Annotated in this window: 19 protein-coding genes and 2 pseudogenes; 7 read left to right on the plus strand and 14 right to left on the minus strand. The window is 67.0% G+C overall.

Annotated elements, in window-relative coordinates; all coding sequences use genetic code 11:
* Window positions 1-18 precede the first annotated feature (18 nt).
* The 5 genes from N0A20_RS03570 to N0A20_RS03590 all read right to left on the minus strand — a co-directional run bounded on the left by N0A20_RS03570 (window position 19) and on the right by N0A20_RS03590 (window position 5,384).
* Entirely contained in the window at window positions 19-840 is an 822-nt protein-coding gene (locus N0A20_RS03570; RefSeq protein WP_260582644.1) for a tetratricopeptide repeat protein, read from the minus strand.
* Window positions 841-1,318: 478 nt separating this feature from the next.
* Window positions 1,319-2,608, minus strand: coding sequence for a vWA domain-containing protein (locus N0A20_RS03575; protein WP_260582645.1), 1,290 nt, complete (start codon window positions 2,606-2,608; stop codon window positions 1,319-1,321).
* Window positions 2,565-2,954, minus strand: coding sequence for a von Willebrand factor type A domain-containing protein (locus N0A20_RS03580; protein ID WP_260582646.1), 390 nt, complete (start codon window positions 2,952-2,954; stop codon window positions 2,565-2,567). The genes N0A20_RS03575 and N0A20_RS03580 overlap by 44 nt, the downstream gene beginning before the upstream one ends.
* A gap of 429 nt (window positions 2,955-3,383) precedes the next feature.
* Entirely contained in the window at window positions 3,384-3,914 is a 531-nt protein-coding gene (locus N0A20_RS03585; RefSeq protein ID WP_260582647.1) for an RNA polymerase sigma factor, read from the minus strand.
* 81 nt (window positions 3,915-3,995) lie between these two features.
* Window positions 3,996-5,384 carry a short-chain fatty acyl-CoA regulator family protein gene (locus N0A20_RS03590; RefSeq protein WP_260582648.1) on the minus strand — a complete coding sequence of 463 codons (1,389 nt, stop codon included), beginning with the start codon at window positions 5,382-5,384 and terminating at the stop codon, window positions 3,996-3,998.
* A 161-nt stretch (window positions 5,385-5,545) separates the two neighbouring features.
* On the opposite strand from N0A20_RS03590, the gene N0A20_RS03595 reads away from it, so the two are divergent.
* Both N0A20_RS03595 and N0A20_RS03600 read left to right on the plus strand, forming a co-directional pair.
* Window positions 5,546-7,138 carry an isocitrate lyase gene (locus N0A20_RS03595; protein ID WP_260582649.1) on the plus strand — a complete coding sequence of 531 codons (1,593 nt, stop codon included), beginning with the start codon at window positions 5,546-5,548 and terminating at the stop codon, window positions 7,136-7,138.
* A 723-nt stretch (window positions 7,139-7,861) separates the two neighbouring features.
* Window positions 7,862-8,161, plus strand: coding sequence for a hypothetical protein (locus N0A20_RS03600; protein WP_260582650.1), 300 nt, complete (start codon window positions 7,862-7,864; stop codon window positions 8,159-8,161).
* A 24-nt stretch (window positions 8,162-8,185) separates the two neighbouring features.
* Here N0A20_RS03600 and N0A20_RS03605 read toward each other — a convergent pair.
* Window positions 8,186-8,531, minus strand: a pseudogene (locus tag N0A20_RS03605) (ArsC/Spx/MgsR family protein).
* Between the two features lie 168 nt (window positions 8,532-8,699).
* On the opposite strand from N0A20_RS03605, the gene N0A20_RS03610 reads away from it, so the two are divergent.
* Window positions 8,700-9,449: a murein L,D-transpeptidase catalytic domain family protein gene (locus tag N0A20_RS03610; RefSeq protein WP_260582651.1), complete on the plus strand. Its 750-nt coding sequence runs from the start codon at window positions 8,700-8,702 to the stop codon at window positions 9,447-9,449.
* Window positions 9,450-9,587: 138 nt separating this feature from the next.
* Here the strand turns inward: N0A20_RS03610 and N0A20_RS03615 are convergent, their stop codons facing one another.
* The 4 genes from N0A20_RS03615 to N0A20_RS03630 all read right to left on the minus strand — a co-directional run bounded on the left by N0A20_RS03615 (window position 9,588) and on the right by N0A20_RS03630 (window position 13,482).
* Window positions 9,588-10,922, minus strand: coding sequence for a L,D-transpeptidase family protein (locus tag N0A20_RS03615; RefSeq protein WP_260582652.1), 1,335 nt, complete (start codon window positions 10,920-10,922; stop codon window positions 9,588-9,590).
* A 202-nt stretch (window positions 10,923-11,124) separates the two neighbouring features.
* Complete coding sequence (gene accC, locus N0A20_RS03620) at window positions 11,125-12,486, minus strand: acetyl-CoA carboxylase biotin carboxylase subunit (protein ID WP_260582653.1); 1,362 nt, start codon at window positions 12,484-12,486, stop codon at window positions 11,125-11,127.
* A gap of 8 nt (window positions 12,487-12,494) precedes the next feature.
* Window positions 12,495-12,974 (minus strand): acetyl-CoA carboxylase biotin carboxyl carrier protein, encoded by a 480-nt coding sequence (gene accB / locus N0A20_RS03625; RefSeq protein ID WP_260582654.1) that lies wholly within the window; start codon window positions 12,972-12,974, stop codon window positions 12,495-12,497.
* 67 nt (window positions 12,975-13,041) lie between these two features.
* On the minus strand, window positions 13,042-13,482 hold the full coding sequence (locus N0A20_RS03630; protein ID WP_260582655.1) for a type II 3-dehydroquinate dehydratase: 441 nt from the start codon (window positions 13,480-13,482) through the stop codon (window positions 13,042-13,044).
* 214 nt (window positions 13,483-13,696) lie between these two features.
* On the opposite strand from N0A20_RS03630, the gene thiS reads away from it, so the two are divergent.
* The 3 genes from thiS (at window position 13,697) to N0A20_RS03645 (ending at window position 14,975) form a co-directional block, all read left to right on the plus strand.
* Window positions 13,697-13,906, plus strand: coding sequence for a sulfur carrier protein ThiS (gene thiS, locus N0A20_RS03635; protein WP_260582656.1), 210 nt, complete (start codon window positions 13,697-13,699; stop codon window positions 13,904-13,906).
* On the plus strand, window positions 13,903-14,673 hold the full coding sequence (locus tag N0A20_RS03640; protein ID WP_260582657.1) for a thiazole synthase: 771 nt from the start codon (window positions 13,903-13,905) through the stop codon (window positions 14,671-14,673). Before thiS ends, N0A20_RS03640 begins: the two co-directional genes overlap by 4 nt.
* Window positions 14,674-14,792: 119 nt before the next feature.
* Window positions 14,793-14,975, plus strand: coding sequence for a CsbD family protein (locus N0A20_RS03645; RefSeq protein ID WP_260582658.1), 183 nt, complete (start codon window positions 14,793-14,795; stop codon window positions 14,973-14,975).
* A gap of 224 nt (window positions 14,976-15,199) precedes the next feature.
* On the opposite strand, the gene N0A20_RS03650 is transcribed toward N0A20_RS03645, so the two are convergent.
* From N0A20_RS03650 to N0A20_RS03670, 4 genes and pseudogenes are all read right to left on the minus strand, one after another.
* Window positions 15,200-15,922 (minus strand): hypothetical protein, encoded by a 723-nt coding sequence (locus N0A20_RS03650; RefSeq protein WP_260582659.1) that lies wholly within the window; start codon window positions 15,920-15,922, stop codon window positions 15,200-15,202.
* Between the two features lie 111 nt (window positions 15,923-16,033).
* On the minus strand, window positions 16,034-16,480 hold the full coding sequence (locus tag N0A20_RS03655; RefSeq protein WP_260583811.1) for a DUF1330 domain-containing protein: 447 nt from the start codon (window positions 16,478-16,480) through the stop codon (window positions 16,034-16,036).
* Window positions 16,477-17,029: pseudogene (locus tag N0A20_RS20500) on the minus strand (GNAT family N-acetyltransferase). The gene N0A20_RS03655 and the pseudogene N0A20_RS20500 overlap by 4 nt, the downstream one beginning before the upstream one ends.
* A 484-nt stretch (window positions 17,030-17,513) precedes the next feature.
* The gene (locus N0A20_RS03670) at window positions 17,514-17,714 is read right to left on the minus strand and encodes a glycine zipper 2TM domain-containing protein (protein ID WP_312846595.1); all 201 of its coding nucleotides are present in this window, start codon (window positions 17,712-17,714) and stop codon (window positions 17,514-17,516) included.
* A 322-nt stretch (window positions 17,715-18,036) separates the two neighbouring features.
* On the opposite strand from N0A20_RS03670, the gene N0A20_RS03675 reads away from it, so the two are divergent.
* Window positions 18,037-18,318: a hypothetical protein gene (locus N0A20_RS03675; protein WP_409574723.1), complete on the plus strand. Its 282-nt coding sequence runs from the start codon at window positions 18,037-18,039 to the stop codon at window positions 18,316-18,318.
* Window positions 18,319-18,335: the final 17 nt, after the last annotated feature.

Below are 18,335 nucleotides of genomic sequence, written 5' to 3' on the forward strand. Positions count from 1 at the left end.
CACCGATCCGCCAATGCCCTATTCGATAATCTGCCCGTACCGCCGGTCGAGTTCCACGGCGCGCTTTTCGTCCGCGCGGGCGCGGTCGTCTTCGCCTGCCTTGCGCAGCAACTGGCTGCGCGCATAATAGGCGCGCGCCGAGCGGGGGGCGTGGCGCACTGCCGCGTCGAGGTCGGCGATGGCGCGGCGCGCGTCGCCCTTGCGGTCATAGGCGAGCCCGCGATTGAGATAGGCAATGGACAACCCCGGCGCCGCCGCGATCGCCTTGTCGAAGGCCGCCACGGCCTCGTCGGTTCGGCCCTGCCAGGCATTTGCAAGTCCCTCGCCCAGATAAGCCTCGGCGCGCTCGCGCGCCTTGCGGTTGCCTTGGGTGACGAGCCGGGTGCAGAGCGACAGGCTCTGGCTCGGGTCGTTCACCGTGCAGGCGTTCCAGTCGCCGCGCGGTGCGCGCTTCGGCGCCACTATGCGCGAACCGGTCACGACAACCTCCCGCGCATAGTCCGATGCGTCGGCGGCGGGGGCATAGGCCACGGCGGCGGGCGGAGGCGGCGCGGGGGCGGCCGGCGCCCGGCTCCGTCCCGTCACGACGATCGACCGCGCCTCCTCGTCGCGCTGGCCGGACGCCGCCGCGCCCGATGCCCGCTCCGCCTGCGCCAGCGCGACCGGCGGCGGGGGCGGGGGAGGAGGGGGCGGCAGGATCGACGGAGGCGGAGGTGGCGGCGCCACCGAGGCGCCGGGCATGACGGCGCCCGCGGCTTCGCCTTCCCGGCGTGCCGCGATCACCGGGTCGGTGCCGCCCGCGACGCGCGCAGCCGCGCGGCAAAGCCTTGGCCGGCGCATCGGGCGCCTGGGCGTTCGGCACCGCCGGTGCCGCATGTTCCGCCGCCGCCCGATCCTCCGCAACGTTCGCGCGTTCGTCGGCCATCCGCATCCCCACGGGCAGGCCGATCGCGACGACCAGCATCGCCGCGATCGCCGCCGCCGACTGCGGCCGCCGCAGCATCGCCCACCAGCCCGCTGGCGCCCGCGTCGGCCCGGTTGCCGCGCGCGGCGGCGCCTCCGCTCCTTCGAACCGCGCCAGCGCCTCGGCGATCGCCGCCTCGCGGCGCTGCGGCGCCGGGGGAGGCGGACCGGGCAGCGCGGCGAGAATATCGTCGTCGCGGTCCATCTATCGCCCGCCGCGGCCCGGCCGCAAAGGCGCTGTGCCAGGGAAAAGGAAAATCGGCATCGTCTCGCCTTATACGCACAAAAACGCGGGGGTCGATCATCCTCGCGTGCGGCGGCGCCGATCGTTCGGCGCCGCCGCACTCCCGCCGCCTCAGCGGTTGAGCCGCGCCAGCGCCCCGGCGCTCTTCGCGGCGCGGACCATCTGCGCCAGTTCGGTGCGATAGCCGAATTCGTCGGCGCCCTTCGCCCCGCCGACGATGCGCAGCACATCGTCATAGCCGACCGACCCGCTATATTTGCCGCCGCGCAGCAGTTCGGCAAAGGCCGCGACCCCGAAGGCGAAGCGCGCATCGAGTGGCGCATCGTCGAAGCGCGCATATTCGACGCGCCGGTCGATGCTCGTCGAAATCAGCTGGCTCGTGTCCGACTTCGGCAATTTATAGCGGATCTTCACAAAGCCATATTCGTTCGCCAGACCCGCGGCGGGCGGGCGCCTGGGCGTCTGGTAGCGCAGGTCGCCGATCGCGCGCGGGCCGCCGACCGGGGTGATCTCGTAGATCGCGGTCACCGTCTGCCCCGACCCGACGTCGCCGGCATCGACCTTGTCATTCTCGAAATCCTCGCGGTTCAGCATCCGCGTCTCGTACCCGACCAGCCGATATTCGGCGACCGTCGCGGGGTTGAACTCGACCTGGATCTTCACATCCTTGGCGATCGGGAACAGCGTCGAGGTCGCTTCCTCGACCAGCGTCTTGCGCGCCTCGCCCAGCGTATCGATATAGGCGGCGGCGCCATTGCCGTTCTGCGCCAGCGTCTGCATCAGCGCGTCGTTGTAATTGCCCATGCCGAAGCCGAAGACCGACAGGAAGATGCCCTTTCCGCGCTGGCGCTCGATATAGCCCTTCAACTCGTTCTGGTCGGTGATGCCGACGTTGAAATCGCCGTCGGTCGCCAGGATCACGCGGTTGACGCCCCTGGGATCGAGATTCTGCTCGGCCAGCGCATAGGCCTGGCGGATCCCCTCGGCCCCCGCGGTGCCGCCGCCCGCGCCCAGATTGCCGAGCACCGCCATGATCCTGCCCTTCTCGCTCGCCCGCGTCGGTTCGAGCGCGACCCCCGCGCTTCCGGCATAGGTGACGATCGACACGCGGTCGCCCGCGTCGAGTTGGTCGAGCAGCATCGCCAGCGACTGCTTGACGAGCGGCAGCTTGTTCGGGGCATTCATCGACCCCGACGTGTCGACTAGGAACACCAGATTGGCGCGCGGCCGCGTCGCGCGCTCGATCGCATAGCCCTTGATGCCGATGCGCACGAGCTTGCGGCCTTCGGTCCACGGGCTCGGCATCACCGCGACATGGGTGCTGAACGGCTGCGCCGCGCTCTTCGGCGCCGCATAGTCATAGGGGAAATAATTGACCAGCTCCTCGGTCCGCACCGCCATGCGGCTGCGGCAGGACATTGTTGTTCAGCGAGGCGCGGACGAAGGAATAGGAGGCGGTGTCGACGTCGATCGAAAAGGTCGAAACCGGCTCGTCGAGCGCGACCTTGAACGGATTCTCGCTCGTCGAGGTGAATTTGTCGCGGCCGACGTCCTGATAATAGGGCACCGACTGATCGGGATAATAGCCGGGCGCCATGCGCTTCATCGCCATCGCGGGCGGTGGCGGCGGAGCCGGCGGGGGCGCATAGTTGCCGATGGCGGATCCCGTCACCGCCACGGGCGCCTGCGCGCCGGTGACCCGCGAGGATGTGACGACGATTTCGGACAGCCGGCGCCGCGGCGGCATCGGCCGGTTCGTCGGACCGGTTGCGATCGGAAGGCCCGGCGATGTCGGGCGTGTCGGAGGCCGAGCAGGCGGCGAGAAGCGCGAACGCCAGCGTCGCGGTCAGCGTGTGATGGATACGGGGCATGGAACATCTCCCTGGTGACTGCGGCGCAAAATCGCCCGCATGTCCCTTCGACGCGCGGGACCGGGATTTCCTTTGAAGCGATGCGAAAAAGATTTGGTCCTCTGCAAACAGGATTGCTGAATGGCGGGTTGCGGGCGGGTGTGGACGTTTGACTCCCCTCCCGCAGGCGGGAGGGGTTGGGGGTGGGCAGCGACATCTCAATGGCCCACCCCGCTGCGACTAGGGCGCAAGCGCCCAAGTCTCGCTGCCCCTCCCGCCTGCGGGAGGGGGATCGGCGCGTGCCTGCAGCGTCCCCGGCTCCGCGGTTACGCCCCCTTGGCCAGCAACCGCCGCACCTCATGCATCCGCCACGACACCGTGTTCTCGGCGACCCCCAATATCGCCGCCGCCTCGCCATGGGTCAGTTGCTGCCCCGCGACGAGGATCGCGGTGTCGCGCAGATCGGGTTTCAGCTTCGCGATCGCGCTCCTGATCCACACCGCGTCGTACAGGTCGCGGCCGTCGGGCGGCGCCGTCAGCCCGACCATCACCGCCAGCCGGTCGGCAAAACCCGCGAAGGCCCGCCGCCGCCGCCGGAAATCGCGGCACGCGTTGAAGGTGATGCTGCACAGCCAGGTCGTGAACTTCGCTTCGCCGCGAAAGCCCGGCAGTTTCTCCGCCAGCGTACAGCACACGTCCTGGGCGATATCGTCGGCATCGGCGCGCGACCCGGTCAGCTGCCATGCCAGCCCGTGGATGCGGTCGTAATGCGCGCGCAGCAGGCGCTCGAACGCGCCGCGGTCCCCGGCCATCGCCGCGGACAGAAGGTCGGCCTCAGCATCGCCCGCCCGCGTCATCGCTCCGCCAAGGACCCCAAAGCCGCCATCGCCGCCTTGTGCCTTATTCGACCGCGCGGGGGAACCGCCCGTTTCGGGAACTCAGTCCCCCGCAAAGTCGAATGCCGACACGCCGCGCTCGCCCTCGCGGAACCGCAGCGGGCGCCCCAGCGGCGGCATCGACCGCTGCACGCAGCCGGTGCGCGTGCAGCGGCGGCACCCCAGCCCGATCGGCGTCGCGCGCGCGCGCATCAGGTCGAGCCCGCGCGCGGCGATCAGCGGCGCGGCGACCTTCGCATCGACCCCGACACACACCGCGAAGCGCGCCGGCGTGCCGCTGCCGCTTGCCCCCGGCGCGGCGACCGAGCGCGACTGGGTGAACCAGCGCGTCCCATCCTCCAGTTCGACCAGATCGGCGATCACCTCGCCGGGGCGGGAAAACGCCTCATGCACGCCCCACAAGGGGCAGCGGGCGTCGCCATCGACCAGCGGCGACTGGCTTGCCCCGGCGTAGCGTTTCGACCCTTGTCCCGCCCGGTCGATACGCAGCATGAAAAAGGGCAAGCCCCGCGCGCCCACGCGTTGCAGCGTCGTCAGGCGGTGCGCCACCTGCTCGTACCCCGCGCCGAAGCGCCGCTGGAGCAGCAGCAGATCATAACCCGTCGCGTCGCAGGCGCGCAGGAAACGGCCATAGGGCATCATCAGCGCCGCTGCGAAATAATGGACCAGATGCCGCTCGAACAGTCGCGCCGCCGCCGGCTCGGCGAACTCGGCCCCCGCGACCAGCGCGTCGATCTCGCCCTTCGCCTCGACCTGCGCCAGCGTCGCCGCCGCCTGAAAGGTCCGCGACGCCGGGCGCAGCAGCTCGCTCAGCATCAATTGCCGCGCGTGCCAGTCGAGCCAGCGCAGCCGGTCGGGCATCACGTCGCTCGGCAAGATGCGGATGCCGAGCTGGTGCCGCGTGCGCAGCCGCTCCGCTATCGTGCCATAAAGGTCGCCGCCCGCGAGCCGCAATTCGTCGGCGAGTTCCTCGGCGCGCGCGTCGAGGTCGGCGAAATGATTGCGCCACTTCTCGATCGCGCGGCGGACCGCCGCGACTTCGGGCGCCTCGTCCTGCGCCTCCCCACGCGCCTCGGGCGCCGCATCGAACAGCCGCGCAAAGGCCGCCGCGGTCGCGGGTGCCGCCTGCAGCCACTCCTCGGCCTCCTGCGCCCCGATCCCCAGATCGGCGAAACGCGGATCGGCGAGCCGCCGCCGGAGGCCCGCCAGCCCGCCCGGCACCTCCTCGCCGCCCAGCTTCGCCGCGTCGAAATCGAACCGCTCGGCCAGCCGCACGATCACCGTGGCGGAGAGCGGCCGCTGCCCATGCTCGATCAGGTTGAGGTAGCTGGGCGAAATGTCGAGCGCCTCGGCCATCGCGGCCTGCGTCATCCCCGCATCGCGCCGCGCCCGGCGCACCGCCGCCCCCGCAAACACCCGCCGCTCCGCCATCGCCTGTAACTTTCTTTACCGATTTACACGCCGAATACCACGAAACCGGCGTATTTCACAAAACTTATTGACAAAGCTTTTCACTTTCGGCGCGCCGCGCGGCACATCCTGCCCATCACCCGGCCGCTCTCCCCGACTGGCCGCACCGAAAGGACAGACACATGGGCTATCAGGAAGACATGGCGCAGGCGGGCCGCCTCATCCGCGATTACGACGGCACCTGGGACGGCATCAGCGGCGAAAGCATCGCCCGCATGCGTGCCCAGAACAAGTTCCGCACCGGCCTCGACATCGCGCGCTATACCGCGCGCATCATGCGCGCCGACATGGCCGCCTATGATGCCGATCCCGCGAACTACACCCAGTCGCTCGGCTGCTGGCACGGCTTCATCGCGCAGCAGAAGATGATCTCGGTCAAGAAGCATTTCGGCACTACCAAGGGCCGCTACATCTATCTCTCGGGCTGGATGATCGCCGCGCTGCGCAGCGAATTCGGTCCGCTGCCCGATCAGTCGATGCACGAAAAGACCAGCGTCCCGGCGCTGATCGAGGAAATCTACACCTTCCTGCGTCAGGCCGACGCCCGCGAACTTGGCTTGCTGTTCCGCGACCTCGACGCCGCGCGCGCCGAGGGCGACGAACTCAAGGCGAAGCAGATCCAGGCCGCGATCGACAATCATGAAACGCATGTCGTGCCGATCATCGCCGACATCGACGCGGGCTTCGGCAACGCCGAGGCGACCTATCTGCTCGCCAAGAAGATGATCGAGGCCGGCGCCTGCGCGCTGCAGATCGAGAATCAGGTCTCGGACGAAAAGCAGTGCGGTCACCAGGACGGCAAGGTCACCGTGCCGCACGAGGATTTCATCGCGAAGATCCGCGCCTGCCGCTACGCCTTCATGGAACTCGGCGTCGAGGACGGCATCATCGTCACCCGCACCGACAGCCTCGGCGCAGGGCTCACCAAGCAGATCGCCTTCTCGAAGGAACCCGGCGATCTCGGCGACCAGTATAACAGCTTCCTCGATTGCGAAGAGGTCGAAGGCGCGGGCAACCCCGGCGACGTCCTCATCAACCGCGACGGCAAGCTGATGCGCCCGAAGCGCCTGCCGTCGAACCTCTATCAGTTCCGCCCCGGAACCGGCGAGGACCGCTGCGTCATGGACTGCATCGCCAGTCTTCAGAATGGCGCCGACCTGCTCTGGATCGAGACCGAAAAGCCGCATATTGAACAGATCGCCGGCATGGTCGACCGCATCCGCGAAGTCGTCCCAAATGCGAAGCTCGCCTACAATAATTCGCCGAGCTTCAACTGGACGCTCAACTTCCGTCAGCAGGTGTATGACGCCTGGGAAGCCGAAGGCCGCGACCTGTCCGCCTACGACCGCGCCAGGCTGATGAGCGTCGATTATGACGGCACCGAACTCGGCGAAGAGGCCGACAACCGCATCCGTACCTTCCAGCGCGACGCGGCGAAGCGGGCGGGCATTTTCCACCACCTCATCACCCTGCCGACCTACCACACCGCCGCCCTGTCGACCGACAATCTGGCGAAGGAATATTTCGGCGACGAAGCGATGCTCGGCTACGTCAAGGGCGTCCAGCGCAAGGAAATCCGCGAGGGCATTGCCTGCGTGAAGCACCAGAACATGTCGGGCAGCGACATCGGCGACGACCACAAGGAATATTTCGTCGGCGAAGCGGCCCTGAAGGCCGCGGGCAAGGACAATACGATGAACCAGTTCGCCGCCTGACGACCCTTTCGGCCCGGGACTCGCAAGCCGACCCCGCGCCCACCGAGCTTTCCTGGGGAGGAAAGCCTGTCCGCCGGAAACCTTCGGGTTTCCGGCGGGCATTTTTTTGCCATTATGTCCTTTGCAAACATGGCCACTGAACGACAGGTTTCGGGCGGGAGCGGACATAAGCGATCCTCCCCCAACGGGGGAGGGGGACCACCCGAAGGGTGGTGGAGGGGCACGGGAGGCTTACGCAATGCCAGACCGAAAGAACGCCGTTTTCTAGCAACCCGGCCGCAACGCGCGGCCTCACCGACAGGGCAAACCGCCTGTGCCCCTCCACCAGCTTCGCTGGTCCCCCTCCCCGTGCCGGGGAGGATCGGCAACGTCCGCTCCCCACCCCGAACCTGACAGGCCGCTTGAGTTTGCAAGGGATATAATCGCCATTTTTCGAGAGAAGGCCCGCAAAAGGAATCGGGCGGGCTTTGCATCGGGTTCGCTCATGGCAGGTCGGACCCAGGCGGACGCAAGCCGTGTTCGGGAACCGCCTGGGAGCAGCTGCGCGCACCGCCATCGGCAGCCCGCGGCTTTGGAATATGTGCATTTCCGGACCAGGTGACGCCTCGTGCGCAAACCAATTCATCAATCGGTTTGTCGAATCGGTCCTTGAACCTTCACAATCGACGTGCATTATGGTGCAATGCACAACAAGAATCCTCTCTCCCCGCGATCGACCAGGCCATGAACGACACCCGCCTCAAACTGATGGAAGCCATTGCGCGGCGGTGCATGGTCACCGCGCATTACAACGGCAACCGGATGACGCTCGCGCCGCACCAGATGTTCGAACGCCGCGGCGACCTGTTCGTCAGTGCGCTCAACCTGAGCAAGAACTGGCGTTCGCCCGACGATTGGCGCCTTGGTCACTATAAGCTCGATGGACTCGCGGTGACCGAGTTGCAGGAAGGCACATTCGAGCCGCTCCCCTCGTTCGAGGCCGCCGCACCCCGCGAAGACGACACGCTGCTGCTGGCGGTCTGACCGCCGCCAGTTGCCAAACCGCCGTCAGAGAATCTCCTGGACCCTCTCCATCGGCCGGCACAGGCGCACGCCTTTGCCGGTCTCGACGAACGGGCGTTCGACATAGGCGGGATTCGCCGCCATCGCGGCGATGATCGCGTCGTCGCTCCAGCCGGTCATGCCGCGCTCTTCGGCATCGGTGCCGCGCAGGCGGAGGGCGTCGCGGGCGCTGATGCTCGGCCGCTTCGAACAGCTGGCGGAGCTTGTCGGCCGCATAAGGCTGGTTCAGATATTCGACGACGGTCAGTTCGACGCCGGGCGTCTCTTGCAGCAGCGCCAGCGTCTTGCGCGAGGTGCCGCAGGCGGGGTTGTGCCAGATGGTTGCTTTCATGGCCCTGGCTCTATCGCCGCGGGTGCCGCGATGTAAACCCGCCGTTCACAGCAAATATGCCACAGTTCGCGGTATGACGATGATGAAGCTGCTTGCCTTTCAGGCCGAAGCTGCGGCTAATGCCCCGACGAGGGATCGCGAGAGGCGACAGACGGGGTTGGGTTGCACGTGAACAAATTGATCGATCGCCGGTCGATGTTGGGGGCGGTGGTTGCCGGTGCGGGCGCGCTGGCCGCGATGCCGCTGCGCGCGCAGACGATGCCGGGCTGGATCCGGCAGCCGGCGCCCTTCGTGCCGCCGCCGGTGGACTATGCCGCCGTGGCGAAGGCGCAACTGGCGCTGCAATCGCGCAACATCACGCAGACCGACCGCGTCGGCATCGTCGATTTCGGCCTGCCCTCGTCGCGCCCGCGCTTCGCGCTGGTCGACATGGTCGCGGGCAAGGTCGACATGTTCCCGGTCACCCATGGCCGCGGTTCGGACCCGCAGCACGACGGCTGGCTCAAGAGCTTTTCGAACCGCGTCGGCAGCCTCGCGACATCGCGCGGCGCCTATCGCACCAGCGACTATTATTGGGGCAGCAACGGGTCGTCGATGCGGCTCGCGGGGCTGGAGCCCGACAACAACAATGCCGATGCGCGGGCGATCGTCGTCCATGGCGCCTGGTACGCCGACCCGTCGCTGATCGCGACGCAGGGCAAGCTGGGGCGCAGCGAAGGCTGTTTCGTGTTCGGCGAGGAACTGCTGCCGATGATCCTCTACAAGCTGGGCCCGGGACGGCTGCTGTTCGCCGACAAGCTCAGCCTGCCGCCGCCGGCGCCAGTGCCGTTCGAGCTGCCGGGCACGCCCGCGCCGGGGACCGAGAATATGGTGCGCACGAGCGCGCAGCAGGGCGTTTTCCCGACGACGGCGGACTGAGATAGCCCCTCCCCTTCAGGGGAGGGGGTTGGGGTGGGGCCTGTCAGGCAGCACAGGGCCGCTGCCCCTACCCGCTGCGACTAGGCGGCAAGCCGCCAAGTCTCGCTGCCCTCCCCTAAAGGGGAGGGTTATGGCATTTCAATTCCCCACGCTGGCCTTCGCCGCCGTGCTCGCCACCGTCGGTACCACCGGCGGCGCGATCATCGTCGCGGCGGGGCGGCCGGGCTTGGCGAAGCTCGCTACCACCGGCGCGTCGCGGCCATAGATGTCGGCGAGCTTCCTGACGCCGCCCTGTTCGCCCGGGACCATCGTCCAATAGGCGACATAGACGGGGAAGGGCTTTTCGAAGCCGAAGCGCGTCGTCTCGCCGCTCGCGATCGCGGCGCCGAACTCCTCGGCCGTCTTGCCCGCGAACCATACGGACATCAGGCCCGAGAATTTCAGCGCCTTGTCGGTGCGGATGCAGCCGTGGCTGAACGCGCGCGCGGCGGCGGCGAACGCGCCCTTCGACGGCGTGTCGTGGAGATAGATGGCGTGCGGGTTCAGCATTTCGAGCTTCATCACGCCCAGCGCGTTTCCGGGTCCGGCCTTTTGCACCACCGACAATGTCTTGCCGCTGCCGGTCCAGGTGTAGCCCTGCGCGCGCGCCGCGGCGGGGTTGTTGGCGATCGTCGCGCCGATGCCTTCGTTGATGATGCTGCGCGGCAGCGTCCAGGTCGGGTTGACGATCACCCCGGTCGCCATCGGATTGAGCTGCGGCGTCGGGGTCGACGGCTTGCCGACGACCGCCTTGTGCTCGCCGATCTTGACCCCGTCATAAACGACGCGCGTCATATATTCGGGGATGTTGCTGACGATATAGGTGGGGCCGAGGTCGCGCGGCATCCAGCGCCAGCGTTCCATGTTGACGCGGATCGCATTGGCGTCGGCGGTCGTCTTCGCGGCCGCCAGCGCGGTCTTGAGCGCCGCGAAATTGGGGTGGACCGGATCGAGCCCCGCCAGCGTTTCCGGGATCGAGCTCGCGAGCAGCGCCGCGGTCAGCATCGACACCAGCGGCATCTGTTCGGCGTCGCTGTCGGTCATGAACCACTGCTTGCGCGCCGCATTGGGCGTGCGGCCGTCGCGCAGGTGCGTCGCGAGCAGCAGGAAGCTGTCGGTCGCGACGCGGTCGAGCCGCGCCTGGTCGTCGCCGACAATCGCCGCGGCAAGGCCCTCGGGGTTGTAATCCTTGGCGAACAGGCCCTCGGCGCCGATGCCTTCGATGACGCGCAGCAGCGCCTCGGCATTGGCCTTCGACCAGCTCGGCAGATTGGCCTCGGCGGCGCTTTCGATCTCGGGGGCGTCGTCGGTCGTCTTGTCGGGCTGATAGACGACCGAATCCTCCTTGACGCTGGTCGTCTGTGCGAGCGCGGGGGCGGCGGCGAGCGCGAAAGGAAGGGCAAACGGGGCTGCGAGGGAAAAGATTTTGACCATAGACCAAGGGCTATAGTCAAAAAACATGGGCGGGGAAAGTGATGCGGGGCACAGCTCGGCGCGATTAGCCCCTCCCCTTCAGGGGAGGGGTTGGGGTGGGGGCTTGCAGCGTAGCGCAAGGCTTCTGGCCCCACCCGCTGCGACTAGGCAGCAAGCTGCCAAGTCTCGCTGCCCTCCCCTGAAGGGGAGGGTGTGGAAGGGATCAGGCCGAAGCCTCTTCGTCCTGCCGCGCCAGCCATTCCTCCAGCCATTTGATCGTATAGTCGCCGTGGATCACGTCGGGCGCGGCGAGCAGCGCCTGGTGCAGCGGGATGTTGGTCTTGACCCCGCCGACGACCATTTCCTCGAGCGCGCGGCGCATGCGCATCATGCAGCTTTCGCGGCTGCGGCCATAGACGATCAGCTTGCCGATCATGCTGTCATAATAGGGCGGGATCGAATAGCCCGCGTAAAGCCCGCTATCGACGCGCACATGCATGCCGCCCGCGGCGTGATAGCTGGTCACCTTGCCGGGCGAGGGCATGAAGGTGCGCGGGTCCTCGGCATTGATGCGGCATTCCATCGCATGGCCGCGGAATTCCAGGTCTTCCTGCTTGACCGACAGCCCCCGGCCGTCGGCGATGCGGATCTGTTCGCGGACGAGGTCGAAGCCGGTGATCATCTCGGTCACCGGATGCTCGACCTGGATGCGCGTGTTCATCTCGATGAAGAAGAATTCGCCGTTTTCCCACAGGAACTCGATCGTGCCGGCGCCGCGATAATGCATCTTCGCCATCGCGTCGGCGCAGACCTTGCCCATGCGCGCGCGCTCCTCGGCCGAGATGACGGGCGAGGGCGCTTCCTCCAGCACCTTCTGGTGGCGGCGCTGCAGCGAGCAGTCGCGCTCGCCGAGGTGGATGGCATTGCCCTTGCCGTCGCCGAATATCTGGAATTCGATGTGGCGCGGGTTGCCGAGATATTTTTCCATATAGACGGTCGCGTCGCCGAACGCCGCCGCGGCTTCGCTCGACGCCTGGCCCATCAGGCTTTCGAGGCTGTCGGCGTCGGGGACGACCTTCATGCCGCGCCCGCCGCCGCCCGACGCCGCCTTGATCAGCACCGGATAGCCGATCGCCGCGGCGAGTTTCTTCGTTTCCGCGCTGAAAGTCACCGCGCCCGGCGAGCCCGGAACCACCGGCAGGCCCAGCGCGACCGCGGTGCGCTTCGCCTCGACCTTGTCGCCCATGGTGCGGATATGCTCGGGCTTCGGCCCGACGAAGATCAGGTCGTGCGCCTCGATGATCTCGGCGAAGCGCGCGTTTTCGGACAGGAAGCCATAGCCCGGATGGATCGCGTTGGCGTTGGTCACCTCCGCCGCCGAGATGATCGCGGGGATGTTGAGATAGCTGTCCTTCGCGGCCGGAGGCCCGATGCACACCGCCTCGTCGGCGAGGCGGACGTGCATCGCCTCGGCATCGGCGGTCGAATGGACCGCGACGGTCTTGATGCCCATTTCATGGGCTGCGCGGTGGATGCGCAGCGCGATCTCGCCGCGGTTGGCGATCAGGAGCTTTTCAATGGTCATGCGCGCGCTCAGCCGATGGTGAACAGCGGCTGGTCATATTCGACCGGCTGGCTGTTCTCGACATGCACGGCCTTCAGCGTGCCCGCGGCGGGCGCGGTGATCGGGTTCATCACCTTCATCGCCTCGATGATCAGGATGGTGTCGCCCTCCTTCACCGAAGAGCCGACGGCGGCGAAGTTCGGCGCGCCCGGTTCGGGGGCAAGATAGACGGTGCCGACCATCGGCGATTTCACCGCATCGGCGAAGCTGTCGACGGCGGGCGCGGCCGGAGCGGCGGTGGCGGGAGCGGCCGCCGGAGCGGTGGGCGCCGCGACCGGCGCGGGCGCATAGGCCACGGGCGCGGCGGCGGTCAGCGTGCGCGCGACGCGCACCTTGCGGTGGCCGTCCTCGACCTCGATTTCGGAAAGCTGCGTATCGTCGAGCAATTCCGCGAGCGCGCGGACGAAGGCCGGATCGATGTTGATGCCATGCTCTTTATGGTCACCCATGTGATATTTCCTGCTGTTTGCGGTGGCGTGCGGCCACTCTGACCCCTGTTTTGATGGCGCCCTCTTGTCAGAGACGCGCGGCGGCGTCCAGCGCCAGCGTATAGCTCGCCGCGCCGTGCCCGGCGAAATGGGCGACCGCCGCCATGCCTACATAGCTGATATGGCGAAAGGATTCGCGCTTCATCGGGTCCGACAGATGGACCTCGATGACCGGCACCTTGATCGACTTGATCGCGTCGTGAAGCGCGATCGAGGTGTGGGTATAACCGCCCGCGTTGAGCAGCACCGCCTTGGCGCCCGCGACATAGGCTTCGTGCAGCCAGTCGATCAGCACGCCTTCGTGGTTGGTCTGTCGGCATTCGAGACGAAGGCCGAGGTCCGCCGCCTGCGCCTCCAGCCGCGCATGAATGTCGTTCAGCGTGTCATGACCATAGATTTCGGGCTCGCGGGTGCCGAGCAGATTGAGGTTGGGGCCGCTGAGAACATAGACGACGGGCTTGTCGGACAAGGCACAGGCTTTCGGTTGCGGAGCAATCGCCATTCCCTATATGCGTCCCGACGATTTGGAAATGTCTGCCGACCTGTTTCACCAAGCTCCCGCATCCCCGAGCGAAGACGAGGGGGCTATGCCGAGCGAAGTCGAGGCAGCAACGGCGCGGGTTCTCGCTTCGCTCGAACGAGCCCCTCGTCTTCGCTCGGGGATACGGATAATTGGAAGAGCGTTGGCGAGTATCACCATCATCCTCAACGGCGACCCGCGTCAGGTGCGCGAAGGCAGCATCGCCGATCTCGTCGCCTCGCTGGGGCTCGACGTGAAGAAGGTCGCGGTCGAGCGCAACCGCGAGATCGTGCCGCGCTCGACGCTTGCCGACATCCGGCTCGCTGAGGGCGACGCGCTGGAAATCGTTCATTTCGTAGGAGGCGGTTGTTGACCGACAGTTGGAGCGTAGCCAGCCGGACCTTCACCTCGCGGCTGATCGTCGGGACCGGCAAGTACAAGGATTTCGAACAGAATGCCGCCGCGGTCGCGGCGTCGGGGGCGGAAATCGTCACCGTCGCGGTGCGGCGCGTCAATGTCTCGGACCCGAGCGCGCCGATGCTGACCGATTATATCGATCCGAAGAAGGTCACCTATCTCCCCAACACCGCCGGCTGCTTCAACGCCGACGACGCGATCCGTACGCTGCGCCTCGCGCGCGAGGCGGGGGGCTGGGACCTGGTGAAGCTCGAGGTGCTGGGCGAGGCGAAGACGCTCTATCCGAACATGCGCGAGACGCTGGAGGCGACCGAGGTGCTCGCCAGGGAAGGCTTCCTGCCGATGGTCTATTGCGTCGACGATCCGATCGCCGCGAAGCAGCTCGAGGATGCGGGCGCGGTCGCGGTCATGCCGCTCGGCGCGCCGATCGGGTCGGGGCTGGGCATCCAGAACCGCGTGACGATCCGCCTGATCGTCGAGGGCGCGTCGGTGCCGGTGCTCGTCGATGCGGGCGTGGGGACGGCGAGCGACGCGGCGGTGGCGATGGAACTCGGCTGCGACGGGGTGCTCATGAACACCGCGATCGCCGAGGCCAGGGACCCAGTGCGCATGGCGCGTGCGATGAAGCTGGCGGTCGAGGCGGGGCGCGATGCCTATCTGTCGGGGCGCATGGGCCTGCGCAAATATGCCGATCCGTCGAGCCCGCTGGCGGGATTAATTTAGGTTAAACATGGCTTTGCGATGAACGGTTCAACCCGTTTTCCGGAACGTCGGCGGTACTTCGCGGGTTGAGGGAAGGAGAGGCAGCCCGCCTCCCGAACCCAGCCACAAGGAGACTCCCCATGGGCGAACTGAAAGACAAGGCGAAAGGCATTGCGAACGAAGCCGCCGACAACGTCAAGCAGGCCGTCGGCAAGGCGACCGGCAACGAACGGCTGCGCGCCGAAGGCGAGCTTCAGGAACGCAAGGGCGAGGCCCAGAATCTGAAGGGCAAGGTCAAGGGCGCGCTCGGCGACAAGGTCTGACGCAAACCTGTTTGCGTCCCACAAGGAAAGGCCCCGGAGCGATCCGGGGCCTTTTTGGTTTTTCCATCGTGTCGATTGGAGGCCGAAACGCCGTAGCTGTTCCGGCGTAGGAAACGGAACGCCCTGATTTTCCGTTCCCCGGCGAAAGCCGGGGCCCATGATACGAGGGCCTGCACTTGCCTTCTGGACCCCGGCTTTCGCCGGGGAACGCCAAGACTCGCCCGTCAGCGCCCGCCCGAAGCGACCAGGTCGACGTCGGTCATGCCGCCATCGGTGCGCGCCATGACGACATAGGCGAGATCGCCCTTGGTGCCGCCGAGCATATGTTCGCTGCCGTTGACACGGTGGTCGCTCGAATAGCCGGCGCGGACCGCCATCGTGTGGTAATAGTCGAGTACCGCGGGAAGCGATGCGGCGGTCTGGAAATTGACCACGCGGATGTTGCACTTGCCGCCGTCGATGCCCGCCGCCTCGCGCAGCGTCGCGCGCGGATAGAGTTTGAATGCGGCGGGCAGGCGGTCGGCCCAGGCGGTGTTGTAAGTCAGCTTGGCGTCGCAGCTGCCGCTCGCCTGCTCGCGCGCCAGCGCGCCGATCGTGACGGGGCGTTTCGCGTCGCAGCCGTCGCAGCCGGCTTCGAAAGGCAGCGCCTTGGGCGCGGCGAGCAGCTTGCCGGCCTTCAGCGCGGCGGCGGCTTCGGCGGCGGTGGCGGCCTTGCCCCCGGCGACCGCCGGAATGCCGCCATCGACGGGCCTGTTGCCCGGCGTCACGGCATTTTTGTTGGCCTGGCCGGTCAGCTTGGGATCGACCATGATCTTGTCTTCGAGCGCGCCCTTGATCGCCGGATCGGCGTTGGTCAGGCCGTCGTCGAGCGGCGACAGTTCGGCCTTGGCGTCGGGATTGTCCCGGCAACCCGCCAGCGGCGCCGCCGCCATCAGCAGGCCAAGCAACCAGCCATTTTCCGCGCAAGATCATCGCTAACACTCCCTTAACATGTCTCAGGGAATGCCCGATTTTGGTTAAGAAGGCGCGAATAAAGAGCGTTAACGGGTAAGGCTTTGTTAGCCGAAAACTGTACCGGAGCGAGACGAATCGCGCTCCGGCGCGTAGCGGATGAGGCGCGATGTCGCGACCGCGGCCTGCCGGTGCTTCACTGCCTCGCGATAGACGGGATCGGTCACCATTTCGAGAAAGGCGCCGCCGTTCGGATATTCCGCCACGAAAACGGCATCCCAACGCTCGCCGTCCGGGCCGATCAGCATCGCCTCCATCGTTCCGCGCCAGACGATCCGTCCTCCAACGCGCCGGAAGACCGGGCCGCTGTCGGCACCATAATGGCGATAGGCCTCGGCGCCGGTCAGGCCCTGCCCCGCGAGAGGATGGTCGTCGGCATAGGTCGCCGCATCCTTGAACCGCACGAGGTTGAGCATGTGGATCCTCGTGTCGCGCGGCAGCGCCTTGAACGCCTCGAACTGCACCCGTTCGGGGTCGACATGCCGGTCGGTCATGGCGTCAGTTCCTTGCGCCGGGCGCGCCACTGGTCGGCGCTCTGTTTCCAGGCATCGACAGGCGCGTCCTGAAAGGGAGGGGGCAGGCGGGTCGGGCCGCTGTTCGCCGCGCCGAGCCTTTTCGCCAGCGCCTGCGAGCGAAGGTTGTCGGGGTCGATGCAGTGCATCAGCTCGTCCCACTTCAGGAACTCGACCGCGAAATCGCACGCCGCGACCGCCGCCTCGAAGGCATAGCCCTTGCCGGCATATTTGGCGCTGACGCAATAGGCGATTTCGGGCGCTCGGCCATTCGGCGGGTTCCCATGGCCCGATCCGCCCGACCCATTCGCCGGTCGCGCGCTCGATGACCGAGAACATCGAAAAGCCGCGGATGTGCCATGCGCCTGCGAGCGTGCACCACAGCCGCCACGCCTGCGCGCGCGGGCAGGCGCCGCCGATGAATTTCATCGTCTCGGCGTCGGCGCACATCTCGGCGAAGGCGGGAAAGTCTTCGGCGGCGGGCGGACGCAGGATCAGCCGCTCGGTGACGAGCAACGGGCCGTTGAGCATGATGATCCTCCTCCTCCTTGATACGGCCGATACTTGTGCGCCAAGCGCGGGGCGGCGGCAAGGGGGCCGGAATGTCCGGCACGGGGTGAGGCGGCGACAAGACCCTCTCCCCTTGAGGCGGCGATAAGGCCCTCTCCCCTTGAGGGGGCGATTGGGTCGATGGCAAACATGGCGGCGGGCCGCACGGGTATCGGGCGAAGGCGGACGTTGATCTCCCCTCCCTTTTAGGGAGGGGTTGGGGGTGGGTGGCCGCCGAAGGCGGCGCTCTTCCCTCTTGCTCGCTGCGCTCGCTACCCACCCCTAACCCCTCCCTAAAAGGGAGGGGAATGACTGCAATCCACCCCAAAGCTGCCCTCGGCCGCCCCTGTTCGCAATCCACCCGATCGCCAAAAGTAGAGAGCGCCGGTCTTTCGACCGACGCCCTCTCCATCACATATGCGGGCGGAGGGGTCTCGGACCCGCACCGGTGACGGTTCGGTATCGCTTAGCGGCAGCGATATTTGTCGCGGTCGATCTCGCGGCCGAGCAGCGCGCCCGCGCCGCCGCCGATGATCGTGCCGAGCAGCTTGTCGCCGTCGCCGGCGATTTCGTGGCCGGCAAGGCCGCCGACTGCGGCGCCGATCAGCAGGCCGGTCGTGCCATTGTCCTTCTTGCAGTAATAGCGGCCGTCATTGCCGCGCCACACGCGGGTGTTGCTGTTGACGCGCTGGTCGCGCGCATAATAGCGGCCGCGCTTCTTCTTTTTGTAGAAGCCGTTTTCCTGATCGAGCTTGTGATAGCCGTGCTGCTGCGCCGGCTGCCGCCGAAATGCCGGCTGTAGGCGGGCGCGGTCGCGGCAACGCTGACCGCGGCGAAGGCGCCGAGCAGGCCCTTGGTGAAACGCGTCATGACTGATCCTTTCCTGGTTCGGCGTCCCGCTCCCTTGAGGGCGCCAGGCGCTACGAAGGGGAGAACGAGCCGTGCCGGAAGGCGTTGCATGAACCCAAGGCAACAAGACGAAGCGAGTGTTGTCGGCGACGAAGCGAAAGCATCTTGCGGGGGTCCGCGCGGCATGCGACATTCGCTTCATGCTCAACATCGGTTCGCTCGTCATCGGCGTGATCGCGCTCATTCTCGCGGTTTTCGCCTTCATTCCTTTCCTCGGCTGGGCCAATTGGGTCATCATTCCGTTCGCGGTGATCGGCCTTGCGCTCGGCGCGATGTCGGACAGGACGAGCGGCCGCAATCTGAACATCGTCGTGATCGTCGTTGGCGTCATCCGCCTGATGCTCGGCGGCGGCATCATCTGACCGCCGCACGGGAACGG

It is taken from the genome of Sphingopyxis sp. PET50, assembly GCF_025244705.1.
Taxonomy (GTDB): Bacteria; Pseudomonadota; Alphaproteobacteria; order Sphingomonadales; family Sphingomonadaceae; genus Sphingopyxis.